Source organism: Nostoc sp., assembly GCF_036917235.1.
Lineage (GTDB): Bacteria > Cyanobacteriota > Cyanobacteriia > Cyanobacteriales > Nostocaceae > Nostoc.
The window spans coordinates 1-22,303 of sequence record NZ_JBALDU010000008.1 but is presented as its reverse complement, the minus strand read 5'-3'; the positions used below and the strand labels follow the sequence as shown (position 1 = coordinate 22,303).

Genomic DNA, 22,303 nt, shown 5'->3' with positions numbered 1-22,303 from the left:
TTACTAATTTCTTCCCCTAATATAGCAATCCGATTTTATTTCTGAATCACTCGTAGAGGTAAGGGACTGGGGACTGGGAATAAGGAATAAAGGTGTACTGAGTTTTGTTCAAAAATCAAATATGAGTCCTATAGACTGAGTTAATAACTCGCTCTACTAGTAATAAAAATCTATTTTACTGATTTGTAATGGCAAATTTATCAGATGATTCAAATCTAGGCAATGAAAATTTCAATCTAACTACTACTAGCGGCACAAATTTCTGGTTTGACCAAGGTTTTACACAGCTAGTATACTTTTGTGCCGTGATTACCGTTGCAGTGCTATTTTTGATGAGTTGGGTAATTTTACACGAAGCTCTACCAGCCATTAAGAAGTTTGGAATGGGGTTTTTGTGGGGACAAGATTGGGATACAGGTAATCAGATTTTTGGTGCATTACCCTACATTTATGGAACTTTGGTAAGTAGTGCGATCGCTATTTTATTCGCTGTCCCAGTGGGAATTGCAGTAGCCTTGGTCACGAGTGAAAATTTTTTACCTACATCACTGCGAACCACTCTAGCATTTGTTGTTGAATTAATTGCCGCAATTCCCAGTGTAATTATTGGTTTATGGGCTATTTTTGTCTTTATTCCAGTTCTAGAACCTCTACAAAAGTGGTTAGCCAATACTTTTAAATGGATACCACTGTTTAATACAGAAGATCCTTCTGGGACTAATATGTTGACTGCTGGAATTATTCTCGCCATCATGATTTTGCCTACAATGGCAGCAATTAGTCGTGATGTCTTAATGGCTATCCCTAAAGAATTGCGTAGTGCATCTATGGCTTTGGGTGGCACTCGTTGGGAAACTATTTTTCGAGTCTTGCTACCATCTGGATTTTCTGGAATAGTAAGTGCAGCAATGCTTGCTTTAGGACGGGCTTTGGGTGAAACAATGGCCGTTACTATGGTGATTGGTAACTCTGCTCAAATCAGCGCTTCTTTACTCGATCCAGCTTATACAATTCCTTCTGTATTAGCTAATGAATTTGCCGAAGCTGAACCGGGTTTGCATATAGGTGCTTTAAGCTATTTAGCATTAATTTTGTTTGGGTTGACTCTAACTGTAAATATTGGCGCTGTACTATTGGTGAAGTGGGTTGGCGGTAAAAATAAATAACACTATCTCACCTTGAAATCACTACAAATAATTAAGTGTAGGAAGACATTTATGAATCAAAGTTTGTCAAATTTATGAGTGGTTATATTCAGTCAGAAACAGATGAATCTTTGGCAGCAGAATTATGCAGTCCTCTGCCAAGAAAGCGAGTAATATTTACTTATGCAATGAATGCGATCGCCTTTGGTCTTACAGGTCTAGTACTCATTCCTTTATTATCAATTTTGTGGGAGATTTTCGTCCGGGGAATATCTGGACTTAAATCAGAAATGTTTGTCAAAGCAGTTATTGATAATGGCTTTGGCAATGCCATCTTGGGAACCATAATCATGGTGCTAATTGGTGCTATTTTCAGCATTCCCACAGGGATTATGACAGGAATTTTCTTAGCAGAATTTGGTCAAACTAACCCAGTTGCTAGTATCGTTCGTTTTGTTACTAGTATTCTTACAGGCGTACCTTCAATTGTTGTCGGCGTGTTTGCTTATGGTGTGATAGTTTTGGTAACTAAAGGATTTAGTGCGATCGCAGGTGGTTTTGCTTTAGCCGTAATTATGCTACCTGTAATTATACTGACAACAGAAGAATCCTTAAAACTGATTCCTACATCTCAACGCCTCGCCTCTGCTGCTTTAGGCGGAACTCGCTTCCAAACAACTTTTCGCATTGTTGTAACTACTGCAATTCCTGGAATTACTACAGGCATTTTATTAGCTGTAGCTCGTGCGGCTGGTGAAACAGCACCCTTAATTTTTACCGCTTTATTTAGTCTAGATTGGTCAGAAGGATTGTTAAGTCCCACAGCTTCTTTACCAGTATTGATTTTTAACCTCTATAACGACCCTGACCCCCAAAAAAGTCAATTGGTATGGACTACTTCTATAGTTCTACTCGGCTTAATTTTATGTGTCAGTATTATCTCTCGCTTAGTTATTAGACAGAGAAGAATAAATTGAAGAAGAATTCATAATTCTGAATTCAGGTGGTCGCCGAGCGCAGTCGAGGTGAGTCAGAATCAAGATGTTTGCGTTCGCTATCGGTCAGTCGTACAAAATTCATACTGTTAGCGGTAGCGGGGCGTTTAGCCCATTCTGACTCCTGACTCTTGAATTCTGTTTTGATACATTTTTATTTCGCACCTTGAGAAAGTATGAGTAACCTAATTCCAGCTATCAAAGTTAAAAATATCAGCTTTTACTATGGCACAATCAAAGCAATTGAAAAGGTGTCAATAGATATTTACCAAAACCAAGTCACGGCAATTATTGGCCCTAGTGGTTGTGGTAAATCTACCTTCATCAAAATTCTTAATCGCATTAGCGAATTAGAAGGGCCTGTCAAAGTTGAAGGAAATGTAGAATTCTTTGGTCAGAATATTTACGATCGTCGTGTCAACATCAATCGTTTACGCCGCCAAATTGGTATGGTATTTCAAAAACCAAATCCTTTTCCGATAAGCATTTACGAAAATGTTGCCTACGGGATGAGAATAGCAGGTAGGCATTCAAAATTAGAATTAGATGAAATTGTCGAATCTGCACTTCACAGCGCTGCTCTTTGGGATGAAGTCAAAGATAAGCTGGATAAATCAGCTTTAGGGCTTTCTGGTGGTCAGCAACAAAGATTATGTATTGCCCGTGCTTTAGCAGTCAAGCCAAAAGTTCTGCTGATGGATGAGCCTTGCTCGGCTCTTGACCCCATCGCCACCATGAAAGTTGAGGAACTACTCCACAGTTTACAGTCTGAGTTGACAATTGCGATCGTTACTCATAATATGCAGCAAGCCGCTCGCGTCTCTGATTTTACGGCTTTCTTTAGCACCGATGAAAGTCGGATTGGTCAAATGGTTGAATTTGGTGCTACAGAGCAAATCTTTAACAACCCATTAGACCCCCGCACCCGCGACTACATTTCAGGGCGTTTCGGTTAAGATACTTTCAAACGTGAATTATTGATTTTGTCGAACTAGCTTGCACTAGAAGATACTCATAAAATGTAGTTTAAAAAATTTACTAATCTTTATAAAAAAATAACTCCTCACTATCTATGAAAAATATACAGCAATATAGTTCAGTTAAGCCTAAAACTCAACTTCTACCTAGGTTGGCTTAAGGAACGAAACCCAACACTTCTTTGACTTTGTTGGGTTTCACTTCGTTCTACCCAACCTACAATTTTCTTAACTTAACGGTATTGAAATATACAGCGAAATTCAGAATGGGCTACGCCCCGCTGCGCTAACAGGAGTAGAACACTCTTTATATCTGGGTAACAGACTTAGCTTGTGTACCTCACCAAATTGAAATCTGCTGTATGATATTCATATTTTGATTTATACATAGCTATTTTAAATCGAACTAGACCTAATCCTTTTTCATAAGAAAGGATGCTATATCAGTCAAGGTGCAAAAGATGGGTATAAAAAGTCTGTAAAAGATCAATTTTAGAACACAGTCTTAATACAAATATCTAATAACACTTTATTTGCTGTATGACTACTATATAGCTACGTAATTTCCATGAATATCTCATTTTGGCAGTAACATAGTGAAACAGCATTGCTGATTTGTACTGTTTTACTTAATCAAGTTTTGTTTCACACGTTTTGGGAATATGAGTAAACTAATTCCAGCCATCAGAGTCAAAAACTTCAGCTTCTCTTACGACACTCAAAAGATAGTTGAAGGCGTGTCAATGGATATTTACCAAAACCAAGTCACGGCAATTATTGGTTCTAGTGGTTGTGGGAAGTCTACTTTTCTTAAATCGTTAAATCGGATGAGTGAATTAGAAGCAGAAGTAAAGGTTGAAGGAAAAGTAGAATTTTTTGGGCAGAGTATTTATGAGCGTCGTGTTAACATCAATCGCTTACGTCGCCAAGTTAGTATGGTTTTTCCCAAACCAAATCTTTTTCCCATGAGCATTTACGATAATGTTGCTTATGGGGTGAAGTTAGTTGGATGGCATCCGAAAGTAGAATTAGATGGAATTGTTGAATCTGCAATCAAAGCTGCCGAACTTTGGGATGAAGTGAAAAATAAGCTGCACAAATCTGCTTTAGAGCTTTCTGGTGGTCAACAGCAAAGATTATGTATTGCCCGTGCTTTAGCGGTCAAACCTAATGTTTTGCTGATGGATGAGCCTTGTTCAGGTCTCGATCCTATGAGTAGTATGAAAATAGAGAATTTGATCCATAATTTGCGTTCTGAGTTGACAATTGTGATTGTTAGTCACAATATGCAGCAAGTTACTCGCCTATCTGATTTTACGGCTTTCTTTTATAGTAATGAAAATCGTATTACTCAAATGGTTGAATTTGGTACTACAAATAAAATCTTTACTAACCCTGTGGATGCTCGCACCCGCGATTATGTTTTCGCTCGTGTCGGTTGAAGTGCTTCTTAAATTCTAGCTATTCAGAGAGTTAATACATAGTGCAAGCGGAAATGAGGGGTTAAATTGAATTTCCGCTTGCTTTAAGTTTTTCTGGTGTTGAGCAATGCAATCTGATATTGACAGTATTTTTTTATACTATATACTTAAGAAAAGTATTTGCTCTAGACCACCTGAATCATAAAATGAAATGTCCCCGGTGCGAATCTACTTCATATCGTAAAAATGGTCGTCGGAATGACAAGCAGAATTACCTCTGCAAAAATTGTGGTAAACAATTCCTAGAACCTGCATTTTATCGTTCGTTGGAAAGTGACTTGCTTGCTAACAGCAACGGACAGAGTAAAGTATCTATACATGAAGCTAGAGAAATTTTTTTAGTAAAAAACCTACAAAAAGAAAAAGTTACAGAGGAAAGGTTTAACCCTTTTAGTTTTATCTTAGCTGAAGAACTGCTGCAAACTATATTATCGCCTGATTGGCTAGAATCTGCTGCGTTCAATCAATTACTCCTCAAAATTCAGCAAAAAAATGAAATTAAGCCTAAGCTAGAAACAGGAATCTCTCTTCTACTTTTGGATGCAGAAAACTTAAAATTAGATGCAAATTCAGAATTATTTTTAGCTAGTGTCTGCAAGTACCCTCTCCAAGTCAAAATAGCATTTGCTAACTGGAGAAATCCAACCACTGGTAAGCAAGACATTGAATTGTATAACCGTGGCTATCAACTTGTTCATGTACCTGGAGGTAAAAACAGTGCTGATGCAAAAATGATCGCATTTGGTTCTTGTATTTTACACTCTTATCCAACAGTTAAAGAAATTTTGGTCTGTTCTGGTGATGGAATTTTGATCCACCTTTGTAACCAACTCCAGAACCAAGGATTGACTGTCTACTGGGTACGTAGACAAGGGTCAACTTTGCATATAGAGAACCGAAGTAGTGGCAAAATTACTGATTATTCTTTAGCAATGGCAACAGAAGTTCCATCCTTGGAAACAGTGGTTGATACAATTCAAGATTTAATTAAAACTGAACAGGAATCAATCAATGCTCGACTAGACAGTTTGGTAGCTGTTGCAACTTTATTTCAAGAAAGATGCGATATCAATATTAAAGATAATCCCAAAAAAACAGAAGTTGAGAAAACAATACCTATTTTAAATAATTCATTTTCAAAATGTATTCAAGAAGAAGAATCAGCGGAAAATCCTAATGAAAAAACATTAGATAAATTACTATTAAAAATTATTCAAGATATACAACTAAACTCTCCTCAAACTAAATTATCTGTGTCTAAGCTAGGCTCAGAGTTACGGAAAATAACCGGAGAATCTCCTAATTCAATTATTAAAAAGTTAAAGTTAGGTTCCAATTTTACCAAATATTTAGAATCATCTCCTACATTTACATTAAAGGCGAGTGGCAAGGAATATGAAGTAATGGCGCTACTCTCCGAATAGATGCTTTCTGGATGTTTACGTACAACCTGAGCCTGTAATTCTGTATTATGTAAAAAGATGTAAAGAAATGTAAATAATACAATGCAGGATAAAGTTGTTGTTATCGTCGGTGCTACTGGTGGTATTGGTTCAGCTTTAACACAAAAACTTGCGCCTACCGGAGTTCGGTTGGTACTAGCTGCCAGAGATGCGGTGCGTTTAACGACATTGGCTGCTGATTTACCAGGGCAAGTTTTGTCCGTTCCCACCGATATTACTAACCCGCAACAGGTAGATACTTTGATAGAAAAGACCATTGCTGAGTTTGGTCAAATTGATATTTTAGTGAATGCAGCTGGTGCTGGTATACTCAAGCCCTACAACAGCCTAGAACCCGCTGATTTAGACAAGATGTTAGATGTCAACTTAAAAGGTAGCTTTTACACCACTCAGGCGGCTGCTGAAGAGATGCAAAAGCGCAAGTCTGGTCACATCTGTAATGTAGTAGGAATTCTGGGCAAGCATTCGATGGGGATGGCGGCGGCTTATTCGGCTTCTAAGTTTGGTGTTGTCGGCTTCAGCAAATGCATGGCAGAGGAACTCAAGCGTTTTGGTATCAAGTTCACGCTATTCTACTTTGGTGGGGTAGATTCTCCTTTTTGGGATAACGTCAACCTAAAAGTAGACCGAAAAAAAATGCTCAGTCCTGAAACTGCTGCCAATGCGATTTTCTTTGCTCTTTCTGCCGAACCGCAAGCTGTGCCAATGGAAATTAACATTCAACCTGATAGTCATTTGTTCTTTTAAAGGCAGAGTCCACCTAGATAATTCTTGCTTAGGAAGGACGTGAAAATCTAGCAAAAAAGGCAAAATTTACAGATATATAAACTGTTATGCTGGATTTTCAATATCTATGAAAATTGATCGCGTTCATTTCTATGTAGAAGACGCCAAAGTGTGGCGGGATTGGTTTGTACGCCATCTTGGTTTTCAAGCAGTAACCGATCGCAGCAGTTCATTTCACACTTGTACAGAAGTGGTTAAAAATGGTGATGTCTGCTTTTTTCTGTCTTCACCACTGTTACCTACAAGTCCAGTAGCGGAATTTCTGCGTCAATATCCACCGGGTGTGGCAGATGTCGCTTTTGCTGTCGAAAATGTCGAAGGCGCGATCGCACAAGCTCAAAAACATGGTGCTACAATCCTACAACCCATCCAAGAACGCCAAGTAGGTACGGCGTTGATCAAATGTGGCAAAATTGCCGCCTGGGGTGGATTGACTCATACGTTGATAGAAAGGTCATTGGTCAGTGGTCATTCGTCATTTGTAACTAACACAAATGACATAGACGCGCCAGCGGCTGACCGCAGGGTAGAACAAATAACAAATGACAACACTTTTATCGCCATAGATCACGTAGTGCTAAACGTGGCGGTTGGTGAATTGGATCGTGCTGTGGCTTGGTACGAAAAAATTCTAGATTTTCAACCCCAGCAGGCTTTTAAAATTAAAACTAATCGCTCTGCTTTACACAGCCAGGTGATGGTTTCACATAATGGTAGCGTCCAATTGCCAATTAATGAACCGGCTTCTAGGAATTCTCAAATTCAGGAATTTCTTGATGTCAATCGGGGGCCAGGAATTCAACATATTGCTTTGCGGACAACTAATCTTGTAAGTGCGATCGCTAAATTTCGTGCCAATGGTTTACCCTTACTCTCAGTTCCCCAAACCTACTATTCACAACTAAAACAGCGTCCAGGATTAACACTATCACCGCTAGAATTAGAAGCGATCGCTCAACAGGAAATTCTCGTAGACTGGCAAGAATATACTTCTTTGGAGGGAGGAAATACTGCACCCTTATTACTCCAAATTTTCACCCAGCCCATTTTTGAACAACCGACATTTTTCTTTGAATTTATTGAACGCCGTTTCCAAGCTCAAGGTTTTGGCGAAGGTAACTTTCGCGCCTTATTTGAAGCTATTGAAAGCGAACAAATCAAACGCGGTACTTTGCAATGATGCCTGAGTGCAAAATATCAATTGAAATTAGCTAAACTTGATAGTCTCCAAAAATAGCTATATATCTGAGATAATTTTAATAAAAATTAACATTTTCCGGCGATGCTAAGATTGATTACTGACTTCGACGGCCCAATTATTGATGTTTCCGAACGGTACTACCGCGTTTATCAATTTTGCTTAGATAAAACCCGTCGCCCAGATCAAGTAGTGCAAGAACTTCCGAAAGCGGAATTTTGGCAGTTAAAGCGATCGCGTGTTCCTGAAAAACAAATCGCCTTAAATTCCGGGTTGGACGAAGCCCAAGCCCAAGAATTCGCCCAACTAAGGCGGCAAACAGTGCATACAGAAGCTTATTTCAACTATGACACTCTCGCACCTGGTGCTGTGGATGCACTGTTAAAAATTCAACAAGCTGGAATTGATTTAGCAGTTATGACGATGCGCCGAGTTCGAGAACTAGATTATGCCTTTAAAAAATACGATTTAGGGAGATTTTTCCCAGAAAATCGCTGTTATTGTCTGAGTAACGACTACGTTAAAACTCGCGATATTGAAGATAAGCCCTTGTTAATGGCTAGGGCATTAAAAGAACTGCCTGCGGCTGCTGATACCTGGATGGTGGGAGATACGGAAGCCGATATCACCGCTGCGAAAAATTATGGTATTAAGGTGATGGCTGTAGAATCTGGGATTCGCGATCGCACCCAACTAGAACTTTATCACCCCGACTTAATCGTTCAGGATTTCAGCACTGCTGTAGATATAGTTATAAAACCTAAAGACTTGGTATAAAAAGGCTTTTTAGTTGCAACAGATTCAATAAATTAGAAATTCAGGTTGCAAATTAAAATAGGAGTCAAAATAGGTATTCTGACTCCTGACTTTTTTATCTTAGAAGAACACCCATAAACCATGTCTTCTTTATACAAACCTGCTTACGGCAGTGGTTTAACGTAGAAAACTACTAACTAACCACAACAATATAAACGTCACTACAGTAGAGAACTGATTCGTTTGCAGACTGATAAATGATATTTGTGGTAAGAGCCAGCTAGCAACTAGTCCCCCAACGATTAGGCCAATTATTAAACTGACCAGGGTGAACAAAACTGCTCGGCCAAATTTGCCTTCCTTGCGATTGAGAAAGTAAATACTAGTGCCTACACCAACCACCAATGCTAACTGCAAAACCTGATCGCCTCCCTCTGGATAGAAGAGGCTAATAGAACTCAAACCGAGAAACCAAGCTCCTGGTAAGAGTATATCCGCAGGAGTTGGCTGATCCAGCATCCGTTGCAGCCATGCAGGTGACTGCTCGCGAGGGGTTGGACTTTCTTTAGGAGGCGATTGTACTCGCAACTCTGGAAACCGTATCCGCTCAGGGACTTTGATTTTTCCTTCCTGGCGCATCCGTAAGCGATCCATTAAAATCGCATCGTAAGCAGCCTCAATCACTTCTAAATGCTTGGCATCGCCATTATGTTGCTCGAATAGGCGATTACGAGCATCCTGAATTTCATCGAAGCTAGCCTCTTCTGATACCCCAAGTTTTTCGTAGGGATTTTGATCGCTCATGGGAGTTTGTTACTTCAGCCTCAATCAGCGGCAGTCTTTTATCGAAAAAAAAACAGCTTTAGGTTTTATTTTGATCGAAACTAAAGTCTCGATCTATTTATATGCCCTACCAGGATAGTAGCACGGGTTAGTTTGATCGACTTTGTAATTTCAACTATAGTCACTTTAACATATCGCTATAACTCCGTGTATACCCTCATGTCGTTGTCTAATTCTGGCTCTAATCTAGAATTTGAACGGAGAGTACCTAAAAGTCATGGTTTTTATGAAAAAATCAACTTTAATGTTTCAAATTTGGCAACTTACTGTGCCCTAAAATAGTTTTTTTTAATTATACTGAATAATCGCTTGTGGTATATATCCACATATCGATTTAAAATTGAAACGTTTTAAGTTACCACCTAAACTGGGATTGAGAAGGTATCTTGTTATCAAGAACGGTTGCAGTTAAAGTCAGAGCGCTTATATACTGTTGGCTAACAGAAGTTTCACCTTCTAATTGCCCACAATCCTGATTAGAGTATTTATTTTTGAGCGATCGGGATTGTTATACCGTAGCCATGTAGATTCTTTGTTAGTCCCAAAGTGGCAACTGCGTTTTTACGCAATTCTCTTGTTAATCTTACGAATTTTTGTGCAAAGTAATGGTCATGGCTCCTGCCAAGATTCTTGTAGTTGACGACGACCCTGCGGTTCGGAATTTAATCCAACGCTTTTTGATTAAGCAGAACTATCAGGTGGAGGCTGCCGAAGATGGAAAGACAGCCTTAACTCTATTTGAGCAATTTAACCCCGATCTGGTGATTCTAGATGTGAATTTACCAGATGTCACAGGGTTTAACCTCTGCCAAGAGATGCAAAGTCGTAATGGTGTTTTTGTTCTGATGTTGACTAGCCGTGCTGACGAAGCTGACAAAATTCGCGGCTTTGCTAAAGGTGCTGACGACTATCTCACCAAGCCTTTTGGGCTAGGAGAACTAGAAGTCAGAGTCGGAGCTATTTTGAGGCGTCAGCGAGTGATAACTACGGCCGAGCAGAAACGCTTGGTATTTGAAAAACTTATGATCGATCCAGTGCGACGGGAGGTAGCACTTAATAACCAAGCAGTACCCTTAACTGCTCTGGAATTTGACTTGTTGCATTTTTTAGCTAGTCATCCAGGCCGAGTTTGGCGGCGGGCAGAACTAATCCAAGAGGTGTGGGATTATGAATATGTTGGCGACCAGCGGGTTGTAGATGTACATATCGGCCAAATTCGCAAGAAGATTGAAATTGATGCTAGTCAGCCAGCATTAATTCAAACTGTACGTGGCGTAGGCTATAAGTTTGAATCTCCTGCTCATCCCCAGCATTTGGAAGCCAAGACCTGAGTTTATAGTCTAGAGTTTTTTAACTCTTGACTGTTGACTCTTGGGGTAGTGGTTGATGAATTTTCTTCGTTTTAGTAACAGACAAATTTAGATAATCAAAATAAGTAGATATTCCTCAAATACTCGCCAAACAGTGATTTGAGATATTTATTTATCTATCTAAGATAGTGGACAGGGGAGAGAGTCCACTGGAAAAAATTTCTTGGTATGTTACCGTTTTGGTAGATATAACGGTGCTGAGATTGCAATTCATAGGGCACATAGCTGTGCATTGGTGTCAACTTAAGCTAAATTCCCCCTAAAACCCCGTTTCTAGCCTTTGCCTAGAAATACTGCTCATTGGGCTGCTGTAAGTCAGGGAGGCGGTAGCCTCAAATGAGAACAAAGGTAAATTTCGGCCCGTTACCAACTAGTTTTGGCAATAATTAAGAGAAACTATTAGAACTTTTTTATGGATCGGAATCTACCGATCTTTTTTATTGTAATTTTGCCGATCGCTATTAGCTTAAGATCCCGTCTAATGGGGCACGGTATGCCGTGCCCCATTAATAGGGGAATAACGCCCTTCATACCAGTACCTATGGGGTGTCTAGTAAATTAGCTGTTGCTGGTGAGTCGGTACAGGGCATTTCTACTGTGGAGTGATGGAACAAAGTTTCCAGATAGACTCGAGCAGCACGGCGATCGCTATCTCCATTTTGGAGTAAAAACAATGATAGTGCCGCCGTCAATACTCTGTTTTCATCCCAATCGGGATGGGTTTCTAAGTAGTTTTTTAAGGATTCGTGGAGTGTTTCAGGAATTTCTGTAAAGATGCTAACCGTTGATTTCATGAGATTTTCCTCCTATGAGGATAATCAAGAGGGACAAGTTGCTTGCGGTAAAGCGGTTTAGGGCTTTACACGCTCTTTCGCTATCCCGACAATCTGCACTTGCATCTGATGGTAATATATTTTACACATTTGATGGCAGCGCTTGAACAGGATTATAAAAGCAAGCCGCATCATTGTGCGCCAAGAGGGGGTGGGTTTGTCAATGCTGCGAAATGTTAAAAACGATTGTATAAAAAATAAATACGAACGAAAGAATAGTAGCTTGAGGCACTTTTTTGTTACTTTGCTTCACAAAAACTCAGTCCTTAAACTTCTTTGGTACTTGTAATCAACAATCCCCAGTAAGACAGCAAGAAGCCTATTAGCTCGTATAGCACCTGTGGAAAACTGCTAAAATCCCTGTGGAAACCCTGTGGAATAAGTGAGGAAAATAGTAGCCAATGATAAGAATTACAAAAATGTCATCAAACTATGACATTTAAGCTCATGAAATTAGCTTCTCAATCTCAGTTATCATCGTGGTTGCCCTCGATACATCCCCAGGTCTGGATTTTCGCAATTGGGAGATTTCTCTCGGAAGTTGGTACCGGCTTTACCCTGTTTTATGCGCCCATCTTTTTTGTTAATCAACTTGGTTTATCTGCAACCAGTGTTGGGGTGGCCTTGGGTAGCGCCTCGATTTCCGGCATTCTAGGGCGGATTGCGGGTGGTTCTTTGGCTGATTCTGAATATTGGGGACGCCGCCGCACTTTGTTGCTAGCGACGGCGATTTCAGCAATTGCTTCTCTAGTTTTAGCTACAACCAATAATTTCACTTCTTTGGTAATCGGTAGCTTGATTAGCGGTTTAGGGATAGGTTTCTATTGGCCGGCGGCTGAAGCTGTGGTTGCTGACGCTAGCCAAATTGACAATCGCCGGGAAACTTTTGCGATCGCCAGACTAGCTGATAATCTTGGGTTAGCGATCGGAATTGTGCTGGCTGGGTTTTTGATCGCGATCGTTGGGAATTATCGATGGCTATTTGTGATTGATGCCATCTCTTTTATGCTATTTTTTGGGGTTGTCTATATAGGGATTAGTGAAACTGAACAACAGCAGATAGAGGAATCTGAAAAGACAGAACTTTTTGCTGCTTGGATGGCAGTATTAAAAGATGGGCGTTTCCTAGTCTATATAGCAGTTAATATATTCTTCACAATCTATATTTCTCAAATCCACAGCACCCTACCGCTTTACTTCAAAAACTTTGTCTTTGTAGAAAGTACCGCCAAGGGATTTGCTGAAACTAACATTAGCGGACTCTTTGCTTGGCATCTGCTGTTCGCGATCATTTGTCAATTGCCTGTCACCAGCATCTTAAAACGCTGTTCTCACACACTCGCACTTACTGTTTCTGCGATTTTCTGGGCAATTGGTTTTGGACTGATTTGGATAAGCGGGACAGCCCCATCTCATCATCTGCTTTGGGTAACATTGGCATTGGGAGTATTTGCTGTGGCGATTGTTTCCTATACCCCATCTGCTGCTTCTTTAGTGACTGAGTTAGCCCCGAAAAATCAACGCGGTGTTTATTTTTCCATCAACGCTTTATGCTGGGCTGTTGGTTCTTTTATTGGTCATCCCTTGGGTGGATGGGCATTAGATCAACCACAAATTATTACCAATAGTTACTGGCTAGGCTTCATCTTGAGTGTAGCGATCGCTCTCGCAATTTTACAGTATCTCAATCGAATTTTGGCTGAGTAGGGGCGCACAGATATGCGCTTATTTTCCCTCTATTGCCGACGTTCTTGGAGCTTGCGATATACCGATTTTAAATCCACTTGATGGTGAGCTAAGGCCACCAAAGTATGATATAGCAAATCAGCCACTTCACCTGCGATCGCATCTGCTTCATCATCCTTAAAAGCCATTACCACCTCAGCAGTTTCCTCACCAATCTTTTTCAAAATTTTGTTATCGCCACCTGCAAATAGTTTACAAGTGTAAGAACTTTCAGTAGGATTATCGCGGCGATCGCATATTATTTGAAACAATTGCGACAATGTATCTCCTGGTGGTGGGGCAATTGTCCCTTCTATTTGGTGAAAGCAACTGCGTTCTCCAGTATGGCAGGCAATATCTCCTAATTGCTCTACTCCAATGAGGAGCGCATCACTATCGCAGTCATAACGGATACTTTGCACTTTTTGGATATGCCCAGAAGTCACCCCCTTGTGCCACAATTCCTGCCGCGAACGGCTCCAAAACCAAGTTTCTTCAGTTTCCAAAGTCTTTTGTAACGACTCCTGATTCATCCACGCCATCATCAGGACAGTACCATCTAGATAGTCTTGGACAATTGCAGGCACTAGACCCCGTTCATCGTAGCGAATTTTTTCAACAGGGATGGTGTAATGCAGCGATCGCGAATCGTTAGAAGACATACTAGCTAGTTTGCTCTAATTAAAATAATTTATGGATTCACGATACCATTCAAAATAGGGCAGCTGGTATGTTTTTTTGAATTAAATATCCAAAGTCAAGCCTTCATTGGACTTGCATAACATATTGTTATTTTTTTAGTTCAGCTAATTCTATAGGATAGAAATTCTAAGCAGTGTTTGACCCTATTCTAAGATAGAGCTTTTTATTGCCCACTGTTAGGAGAGAACTTTGGTAAATACCACAATTAAAACAACAAAATCACAAGAAGTCTTCGCCGCTGCTCAAAATCTCATGCCCGGAGGAGTCAGTTCTCCAGTTCGTGCCTTTAAATCTGTGGGCGGACAACCCATCGTTTTTGATCGTGTTAAAGGCGCGTATATTTGGGATATAGATGGTAATAAGTACATAGACTATGTAGGCACTTGGGGCCCAGCTATTTGCGGTCATGCTCATCCAGAAGTAATTGCAGCGTTGCATGAAGCTTTAGAAAAAGGCACCAGTTTCGGCGCTCCCTCAGTCCTAGAAAATGTTTTGGCAGAAATGGTCATTGATGCCGTTCCTAGCATCGAAATGGTCAGATTTGTCAACTCTGGAACTGAAGCCTGTATGGGAGTTTTGCGGCTGATGCGGGCTTTCACCAACCGGGAGAAAATCATCAAGTTTGAAGGTTGCTACCACGGACACGCCGATGCGTTTCTAGTAAAGGCGGGTTCTGGTGTTGCTACACTTGGCTTGCCAGACTCACCGGGAGTACCTAAATTAGCAACTAGCACTACTCTAACTGCACCTTTCAATGACCTAGAAGCCGTTAAAGCTTTATTTGAAGAAAACCGTGACGAGATTGCCGGTGTTATTCTTGAGCCAGTCGTCGGCAATGCTGGATTTATCGCACCTGATGCTGGCTTTCTAGAAGGTTTACGAGAACTAACTCACGAGTATGGAGCGTTATTAGTATTTGACGAAGTGATGACAGGCTTCCGCATTGCTTACGGTGGCGCTCAAGAAAAATTTGGCGTCACCCCTGATTTAACAACCTTGGGTAAGGTGATTGGTGGTGGTTTGCCGGTAGGGGCTTATGGTGGTCGCCGAGATATTATGTCAATGGTTGCGCCCGCCGGCCCCGTATATCAAGCTGGGACTCTTTCTGGTAATCCTTTAGCAATGACTGCTGGTATTAAGACTTTAGAATTGCTGCAAAAGCCAGGTACTTACGAGTCTCTTGAGCGAATTACTAAAAAGCTAGCAGATGGTTTGCTGCAAATTGCCAAAGAAACTGGTCATGCAGCTTGCGGCGGTCAAATCAGCGCCATGTTTGGCTTATTCTTTACCGCCGGCCCAGTTCATAACTACGAAGATGCGAAAAAGTCTGATACAGCTAAATTCGGACGTTTCCATCGCGGGATGTTAGAGCGCGGTGTTTACTTAGCACCCTCTCAATTTGAAGCTGGGTTTACATCTTTTGCTCATACTGAAGAAGACATAGAGCAGACTTTAGCAGTTGCACGGGATGTAATGTCTAGCCTGTAACCTTTTAAGGGTAAGGGATTTCCAAATAAAAAGTATCCTGTTAACTCTTGTGGGGTAGGCATCTTGCCCCACAAAATGGATGATTTATAGGAAGTCCCTTTTTTGAGACAAAAACAAGCGTGCGGAATTTTCGGACTCACTCTAAAGCATTATTTGCAGAATTTTCAGCAGTTAATGGTGTTCAATCCTCTGACGCTGCTGGGGATACAAGAAATTTTTTAACAGGTTTGCTCTCTACCGTCATTACTCAAGAAAGGTCACATCTTCGTCATCATTTCGCAATGGCTTCGTCAAGAGAATATGCAATATTTAGCCTACATTAAGATTCATAGTTAAATGAGGCAGGATTAATAAATTATAGGGGGCTAAGTCCCTGGCAACTAAGAAGTGTCAAGTTTTATGACTCTTGTTTGGATCGCCGTTGCAAAACTTAACTTAATTACAAATTATTTTACTTGCCTTTTGCAGTTCTCGAAATTCCCCCTCATACCCCATAGATTATAAAAATTAACGCGTAAGAAGGTTCTCACCTTTATGGTGAGGGTTTTGCTTATACATATTAGATTATCCATCGGGTAAGGTATTTTTTCAGAGTCAAGGTTGTGGAGCTAACTTAAAAAAGATACCAGTCATAACTGTAGCTTGTATGGCAAAGCTTACAGGGTAGAAAAAGCTGCCATAAGTATTGTGAAAAAAGATGGTTCGATCTTGAAGGAGCTATGAAGTGGACGACAATAAGTCATTTTTTGGTCTGCAAAAAATATTAGTTACGTTGCTTGTCTTGAGTGGCAGTGTGAGTTTTAGCACGATGATGCTTATTAAGTCAAGCTCCTCTAATGCTCAAAGTACAGAGAATATAAATGTAAACAATCAACCAAGCAAAGTTGGAATTCAGCAGCAGATTGAAGAACTCAAAGCGACGATGCTTAGAAGTTGGCAGCAACAAGTACAAACAAAAGGTTTTTCATATACTGTGCCACTACGTTTTCAAGGGGCAATAGTTGATTCGGCAAAATTGACTCCCGAACAGAAAGTAATTGCGCTCACCTTTGATGATGGGCCATGGCCTGAAAGTACCGCACAAGTACTAGATATTCTCAAAAAAAATCAGATTAAAGGGACATTTTTTCTCATTGGGCAAAACGTAAAGAATTATCCAGGCTTAGTGAAGCGGGAGATTGCTGAGGGTCACGTAATTGGTAATCACACTTGGCATCATTGGTATCAATTCTTAAATCCACAAGCAGCTGCCTATGAAATTGACCACACAGCAGACTTGATTTATCAAGTGACAGGGATTAAAACAAATTTATTTCGACCACCAGGGGGAATTATGCACAATGGGGTGGCTAGTTACGCTAGAAATAGCAAATATGCCATCATTCGCTGGTCATCTGACTCTGTAGACTACTCACGTCCTGCTGTACCAAAATTAATTAATAATGTGTTTAGGAGAGCCAAGCCAGGTGGAATTGTGCTAATGCATGATGGTGGTGGTAATCGCTCTAAAACTGTGCAAGCTTTACCAGAAATTATTGCCAACTTTCGGAAACAGGGCTATAGGTTTGTTACTATTCCTGAACTTTTAGAAATGCAAGATAAAGATCAAAAACTAACTGCAAACAAAAAAACCGTCCAAAACTAACATCTGAACGGAATTTTAACGTATTAATACTTTATGCCAATCTAGTCATGTTGCCAGTTGTGCTGATACCTTACAACTACAAGTCAGGAGGTAAAATCACCTGATCGATTGCGTGGATTACACCGTTGCTACCTGTAATATCTGCCTGTGTGACTTTAGCATCATTGACAGTTACACCAGTAGCAGGATCAACTTTAACATTGATTGTGCCGCCTTCAAGGCTTTTAACTTCGCCAGACTTTAAGTCAGCAGACAATACCTTACCAGCTACTACATGGTAAGTTAAAATCTTGAGCAATACTTCTTTGTTATCTGGCTTTAACAATTCTTGCAAAGCATCTGGTGGCAACTTAGCAAAAGCTGCATCAGTGGGTGCGAAAATAGTTAAGTTATCTTTGCCTTGCAAAGCTGCGCTTAATCCTGCTGCTTTCAAAGCCTTGGTCAAGGTGGTAAAGGAAGCGTTTGACTCTGCCAAGGCTAACAAGTTTTTGCCTTGATTGCTGGTTGCCCCTGGTTTTGGTGGAGTTGTGGTCGGTGTCTCAGTAGGTTGAGTACCTGGGGTGACAGGTGTCGGTTCACTAGGTGTAACACTACCACCACCACGGTTATATGGAGGCTCGTTGAAAATACTTGGTCTGGGATTTGTTCCACCACTTCTCTGTGCTACTGGTTTGGGCTTGGTATTGCCCTTTTCTATTTGGGAAACGGCTTCAGCAGGTGTGTCTTGAGTGTTTGCTTGAAGACGCTGACCTTGGTTATAGGGAGCTTCGTTGAAAATACTGGGGTTAGGATTTAGTAACTCTTTCGCATCAGATGGTAAAGTAATGAGGACGCTGAAACTAGTAAATCCTGCTATGCCTGCCAACGTGGTCAGCAATTTGCTGTAATTTGTCTTCATAAATTTTGTTTTTCTTTTTGTCCACACATTACATAAAGATTTATAACATTTTGCTATGCACAAAATCTAACTCAAGAGGGAAGTAAGATTTTTCTCTAGAAGAGCTTGTGCTAGTGAGGTAAGATATTTAACCTCGATTCGCGTTGATAAGTATGAAATATATCTACCATATATTTCATGTAAATTGAGCAAATTTTCTCTATCACACGAAAATTTAAAAATCTCACTCGGTGTAACATAAATTCTCAGAAAGTGTGAAACTCTTACCTCTACAAGTTATGAGTTACAATTAGGTCTGGAGAATAATTATACTTAAAAGACAATTTATATACCAGCTTGTACGTAAAAGAATAGTTGATTCATGAATCCTGAATTACATAGAGAAGAAAGCTATATTTCAGAATTAACCATTGATTATTCAGCAAAAGCACAGAAATTAATTCCCGAAATCTTTTAACTTAGGCTAACGCTGACAAAAATTGAAGTAACTGTTGAAGACCCACGAATGAGGGGTTGAGTTTATTTATATGCTGAATTAAATTACTTATACCAATTTTTTATGAAGCTGCATAGAATTCGATCCCCCCTAGCCCCCCTTAATAAGCTATCCATTACCCGGATCTTTCTTAACATTTGCGAGAGTATTCACTCACGCTTTTTCTAACCCTGATTAGTTCGTCATCAATTCTCAATAAAAACCTAATTTTAGCGATAAGGCTAAGAGCCAATCTGTCAAGTATGTTTGACACCTCAGTGTTCAAGATGCCGACAGAACAAGCGTTTCAAGATTGTAAATAAAGATGTGACTAATGGATAGCTTAATAAGGGGGGAACCGGAAAAACATCTATCAAAGTCCCCCTTTTTAAGGGGGATTTAGGGGGATCAAGATATGTGCAACTTCACATTAAATTGGTATTAGTTATTTGATATTGTAATCAATCAGAAAACAATATTTTTTTCAGTTGATAATTTTGCCAAAAATCAGGCATCAGTTAAACCCTAATGTCAATTAAATAGACAGTTAACCAACTAATACCAATAAAAATTACTTAAACTAAAGATACAATTGTAAAGTTAATAAGTTGACCAGTTACAAGAGATAGAACACATGCTGGAATTATACCAATGGGAACTCTCTCAATACTCAGAGAAAGTGCGCCTAATTCTAGATTTTAAAGGACTAGATTACCGCAAAATAGAGGTTACGCCTGGGATTGGACAAGTAGAACTGTTCCGGCTGACTGGTCAAAGACAAGTGCCTGTATTAAAGGATCGTAATAAATATATTGCGGATTCTACGGAAATAGCTAAGTATTTAGACTTAGAGTATCCCGATCGCCCCATAATACCGCAAGATCCTAAACAACGGGGTTTAACTTTATTAATAGAAGAATGGGCGGATGAGTCCATAGGCATCAAAGGTCGCAAAGCACTATTTGCAGCCGTAAGTCAAGATCAAAATTTTCGTAAGTCTTTATTACCCACCTCAACACCAGATATATTTAAAAGTCTGGTTCAAGGAGTACCTAGTGACTTACTGTCAGTATTGGGTTTTGGCGTAGGTTACAGCCCAGATGTGATACAGTCAGCGATCGCATCTTTAAAACAAGACTTGGAAGCCTTGACGTTATTATTGGCAGATAGTCCCTATTTAACAGGAGATGAGCCGACTTTAGCTGACTTAGCGGTGGCTGGTCTATCGATATTGCTTAAGTTCCCCTCTGGACCCTATCTAGATTTACCAGCTTCTATCAGAGGCAAAGGATTGCCAATCTTTGCCGAGAATATAGATTATGAACCATTCTTCACCTGGCGCGATCGCCTTTACGCCCAATTCCGCAAACCTTTAATTAGTAGCACTTCATCAACAGGAAGTGCGCCAACCTCGATTCAGATTGATTAGATAATGGGGATTGGGGACTGGGGATTGGGAGAGAATAACTCAAGACAAATGACAAATGACCAATGACTAATCAGATAAATTCGGCACAGCCATTAGGTTCGGTCATTCAAGGTTCTTTAACTGAAGGTTTAGAAGTACGATTGCATCCTGACATTTCTGTAGAAGATATGCGGGTAGGTAAGTTTCTTGTTGTGCAAGGGATGCGATCGCGCTTTTTTTGTATGCTGACAGATGTAGCATTAGGCGCTGCTAATGCCCGAATTATTGCTAATCCGCCCAATTGGGAAGATACTTTTTTACGAGACGTTCTAGCCGGAAGTGGTACTTATGGTACTATCAACCTCGCGCCGATGTTGATGTTCACTCCCGAAACTGAAGAATCTTTCTCGCCAACACACGGCAAATCGGCAAATCCCTTTATCCCATCGGTGACGGGTTTGGCTTCATTTGTGCCACAAACCAGCACGACGATGGAATTGTTGCCTGTTAAAACTATTCCTAGCCACTTTAGCCAAGTTTACGATGCAAGTGTTGACGATTTTCGCCGCGTATTTGGTTGGGAAGATGACCCCCAAAGGCGTAATTTTTCCATCGGGAAACCTTTGGATATGGATGTGCCCGTTTGCATCGATTTAAACCGCTTCGTAGAACGGAGTAATGGGGTTTTTGGGAAATCTGGTACTGGTAAATCCTTTCTGACACGGCTACTTTTAGCTGGCGTTATCCGTAAGAATGCGGCAGTGAATTTGATTTTTGATATGCACTCTGAGTATGGCTGGGAAGCCGTCGCTGAAGGGAAGAACGTCAATACAGTTAAGGGATTAAAGCAACTTTTTCCGAGTAAAGTAGAAGTTTACACCCTTGACCCGGAATCGACAAAACGCCGGGGCGTGCGTGATGCTCAAGAACTTTATTTGAGTTATGAGCAAATAGAAGTTGAAGATATTAAGTTATGTAGCCGAGATTTAGGACTCTCTGACGCGGCCCTGGATAACGCTAATATTCTATTTAGTGAGTTTGGCAAGTCTTGGATTGTCCAACTGCTGAACATGACTAACGAAGAAATTGAGATGTTCTGCGACGAGAAGCGAGGACACAAAGGCTCGATTATGGCATTGCAGCGCAAACTCTTGCGGATGGACAGCTTAAAATATATGCGAGCGGTTTGCCCCCAAAATTATATTAGTAAAATTGTGCAATGTCTGGAATCTGGGAAGAATGTTGTGATAGAATTTGGTTCCCAGTCTAATATGCTCTCTTATATGTTGGTGACGAATATGATCACCCGACGTATCCACGAGCATTACGTCAAAAAAGCAGATAAGTTTCTGCAAAGCAAAAATCCTAGCGATCGCCCCACGCCGTTGATGATTACCATTGAAGAGGCGCATCGTTTCCTAGATCCAGGAGTGGTACAAAGCACTATCTTTGGCACTATTGCCAGAGAGCTGCGAAAGTATTTTGTCACACTTTTGGTAGTCGATCAACGTCCATCAGGCATTGATAATGAAGTCATGTCCCAGATTGGAACTCGGATTACCGCTTTGCTTAATGATGAAAAAGACATTGACGCTATTTTTACGGGTGTATCTGGTGGTAGCGGACTGCGATCGGTATTGGCAAAGTTAGACTCTAAGCAACAAGCCTTAATTTTGGGTCATGCTGTTCCTATGCCAGTAGTAGTACGTACTCGTCCTTACGACGCAACTTTTTACGCAGAAATTGGTGAGCCAGCCTGGGAAGAAAAACCTGACGCAGAAGTATTCGCCGCTGCGGAATTAGCGAAAGCTGACCTGGGATTTTAGATTGTCATTTGTCAGCTGCCCTTTGCAAATGACTAATACAACTCTTGGAGACGCTCTGCCAACGACTACGCGGTAGTTGAATCTCGACTTCGCTCGATTACCGTGCAGTCGAAACTCTGTACAAATGACCAATGATTAATTCGTGACCGAAGAACACTCATGATACAAGCCCCTAAATTTATTTATGGGGATTATTAATTTTGAATTTTGAATTTTGAATTTTGAATTTTGAATTTTGAATTTTGAATTTTGAATTTTGAATTTTGAATTTTGAATTTTGAATTTTGAA

At 40.4% G+C, this 22,303-nt stretch carries 17 protein-coding genes and 1 pseudogene; 14 read left to right on the top strand and 4 right to left on the bottom strand.

Features of this window, described 5'->3' with window-relative positions:
- Positions 1–188: 188 nt before the first annotated feature.
- The 8 genes from pstC (at position 189) to V7K44_RS02885 (ending at position 8,822) form a co-directional block, all read left to right on the top strand.
- Positions 189–1,166 carry a phosphate ABC transporter permease subunit PstC gene (pstC, locus tag V7K44_RS02920; protein WP_334928480.1) on the top strand — a complete coding sequence of 326 codons (978 nt, stop codon included), beginning with the start codon at positions 189–191 and terminating at the stop codon, positions 1,164–1,166.
- 74 nt (positions 1,167–1,240) lie between these two features.
- On the top strand, positions 1,241–2,122 hold the full coding sequence (pstA, locus tag V7K44_RS02915) for a phosphate ABC transporter permease PstA (protein ID WP_334928478.1): 882 nt from the start codon (positions 1,241–1,243) through the stop codon (positions 2,120–2,122).
- Positions 2,123–2,316: 194 nt separating this feature from the next.
- Positions 2,317–3,096, top strand: a complete 780-nt coding sequence (pstB, locus tag V7K44_RS02910) for a phosphate ABC transporter ATP-binding protein PstB (protein WP_334928476.1) — start codon at positions 2,317–2,319, stop codon at positions 3,094–3,096.
- 683 nt (positions 3,097–3,779) lie between these two features.
- On the top strand, positions 3,780–4,559 hold the full coding sequence (gene pstB, locus V7K44_RS02905; RefSeq protein ID WP_334928474.1) for a phosphate ABC transporter ATP-binding protein PstB: 780 nt from the start codon (positions 3,780–3,782) through the stop codon (positions 4,557–4,559).
- A gap of 119 nt (positions 4,560–4,678) precedes the next feature.
- Positions 4,679–6,022: an IS1/IS1595 family N-terminal zinc-binding domain-containing protein gene (locus V7K44_RS02900; RefSeq protein WP_334928472.1), complete on the top strand. Its 1,344-nt coding sequence runs from the start codon at positions 4,679–4,681 to the stop codon at positions 6,020–6,022.
- Between the two features lie 81 nt (positions 6,023–6,103).
- Entirely contained in the window at positions 6,104–6,808 is a 705-nt protein-coding gene (locus V7K44_RS02895) for an SDR family oxidoreductase (protein WP_334928470.1), read from the top strand.
- A 106-nt stretch (positions 6,809–6,914) separates the two neighbouring features.
- Entirely contained in the window at positions 6,915–8,027 is a 1,113-nt protein-coding gene (gene hppD, locus V7K44_RS02890; RefSeq protein ID WP_334928468.1) for a 4-hydroxyphenylpyruvate dioxygenase, read from the top strand.
- Between the two features lie 102 nt (positions 8,028–8,129).
- Positions 8,130–8,822, top strand: coding sequence for an HAD family hydrolase (locus tag V7K44_RS02885; RefSeq protein ID WP_334928466.1), 693 nt, complete (start codon positions 8,130–8,132; stop codon positions 8,820–8,822).
- Between the two features lie 156 nt (positions 8,823–8,978).
- On the opposite strand, the gene V7K44_RS02880 is transcribed toward V7K44_RS02885, so the two are convergent.
- Positions 8,979–9,605, bottom strand: a complete 627-nt coding sequence (locus V7K44_RS02880) for a CPP1-like family protein (RefSeq protein ID WP_334928464.1) — start codon at positions 9,603–9,605, stop codon at positions 8,979–8,981.
- Positions 9,606–10,255: 650 nt separating this feature from the next.
- On the opposite strand from V7K44_RS02880, the gene V7K44_RS02875 reads away from it, so the two are divergent.
- Positions 10,256–10,975 carry a response regulator transcription factor gene (locus tag V7K44_RS02875; RefSeq protein WP_334928462.1) on the top strand — a complete coding sequence of 240 codons (720 nt, stop codon included), beginning with the start codon at positions 10,256–10,258 and terminating at the stop codon, positions 10,973–10,975.
- A 641-nt stretch (positions 10,976–11,616) separates the two neighbouring features.
- Here the strand turns inward: V7K44_RS02875 and V7K44_RS02870 are convergent.
- Positions 11,617–11,808 (bottom strand): annotated as a pseudogene (locus V7K44_RS02870) (DUF2811 domain-containing protein); the annotation flags it as partial.
- Between the two features lie 486 nt (positions 11,809–12,294).
- On the opposite strand from V7K44_RS02870, the gene V7K44_RS02865 reads away from it, so the two are divergent.
- Positions 12,295–13,554 (top strand): MDR family MFS transporter, encoded by a 1,260-nt coding sequence (locus V7K44_RS02865; protein WP_334928459.1) that lies wholly within the window; start codon positions 12,295–12,297, stop codon positions 13,552–13,554.
- A gap of 29 nt (positions 13,555–13,583) precedes the next feature.
- Here V7K44_RS02865 and hisIE read toward each other — a convergent pair whose 3' ends face one another.
- Complete coding sequence (hisIE, locus tag V7K44_RS02860; RefSeq protein WP_334928457.1) at positions 13,584–14,234, bottom strand: bifunctional phosphoribosyl-AMP cyclohydrolase/phosphoribosyl-ATP diphosphatase HisIE; 651 nt, start codon at positions 14,232–14,234, stop codon at positions 13,584–13,586.
- 229 nt (positions 14,235–14,463) lie between these two features.
- Between hisIE and hemL the strand changes: the two genes are divergently transcribed.
- Complete coding sequence (hemL, locus tag V7K44_RS02855; protein ID WP_334928455.1) at positions 14,464–15,762, top strand: glutamate-1-semialdehyde 2,1-aminomutase; 1,299 nt, start codon at positions 14,464–14,466, stop codon at positions 15,760–15,762.
- 724 nt (positions 15,763–16,486) lie between these two features.
- Complete coding sequence (locus tag V7K44_RS02850) at positions 16,487–17,407, top strand: polysaccharide deacetylase family protein (RefSeq protein ID WP_334928453.1); 921 nt, start codon at positions 16,487–16,489, stop codon at positions 17,405–17,407.
- Between the two features lie 76 nt (positions 17,408–17,483).
- Here V7K44_RS02850 and V7K44_RS02845 read toward each other — a convergent pair whose 3' ends face one another.
- Positions 17,484–18,305, bottom strand: coding sequence for a fasciclin domain-containing protein (locus tag V7K44_RS02845; protein WP_334928451.1), 822 nt, complete (start codon positions 18,303–18,305; stop codon positions 17,484–17,486).
- A 1,109-nt stretch (positions 18,306–19,414) separates the two neighbouring features.
- Between V7K44_RS02845 and V7K44_RS02840 the strand changes: the two genes are divergently transcribed.
- On the top strand, positions 19,415–20,209 hold the full coding sequence (locus tag V7K44_RS02840) for a glutathione S-transferase family protein (RefSeq protein ID WP_334928449.1): 795 nt from the start codon (positions 19,415–19,417) through the stop codon (positions 20,207–20,209).
- A gap of 62 nt (positions 20,210–20,271) precedes the next feature.
- Positions 20,272–22,014, top strand: a complete 1,743-nt coding sequence (locus V7K44_RS02835) for an ATP-binding protein (protein ID WP_334928447.1) — start codon at positions 20,272–20,274, stop codon at positions 22,012–22,014.
- Positions 22,015–22,303 lie beyond the last annotated feature (289 nt).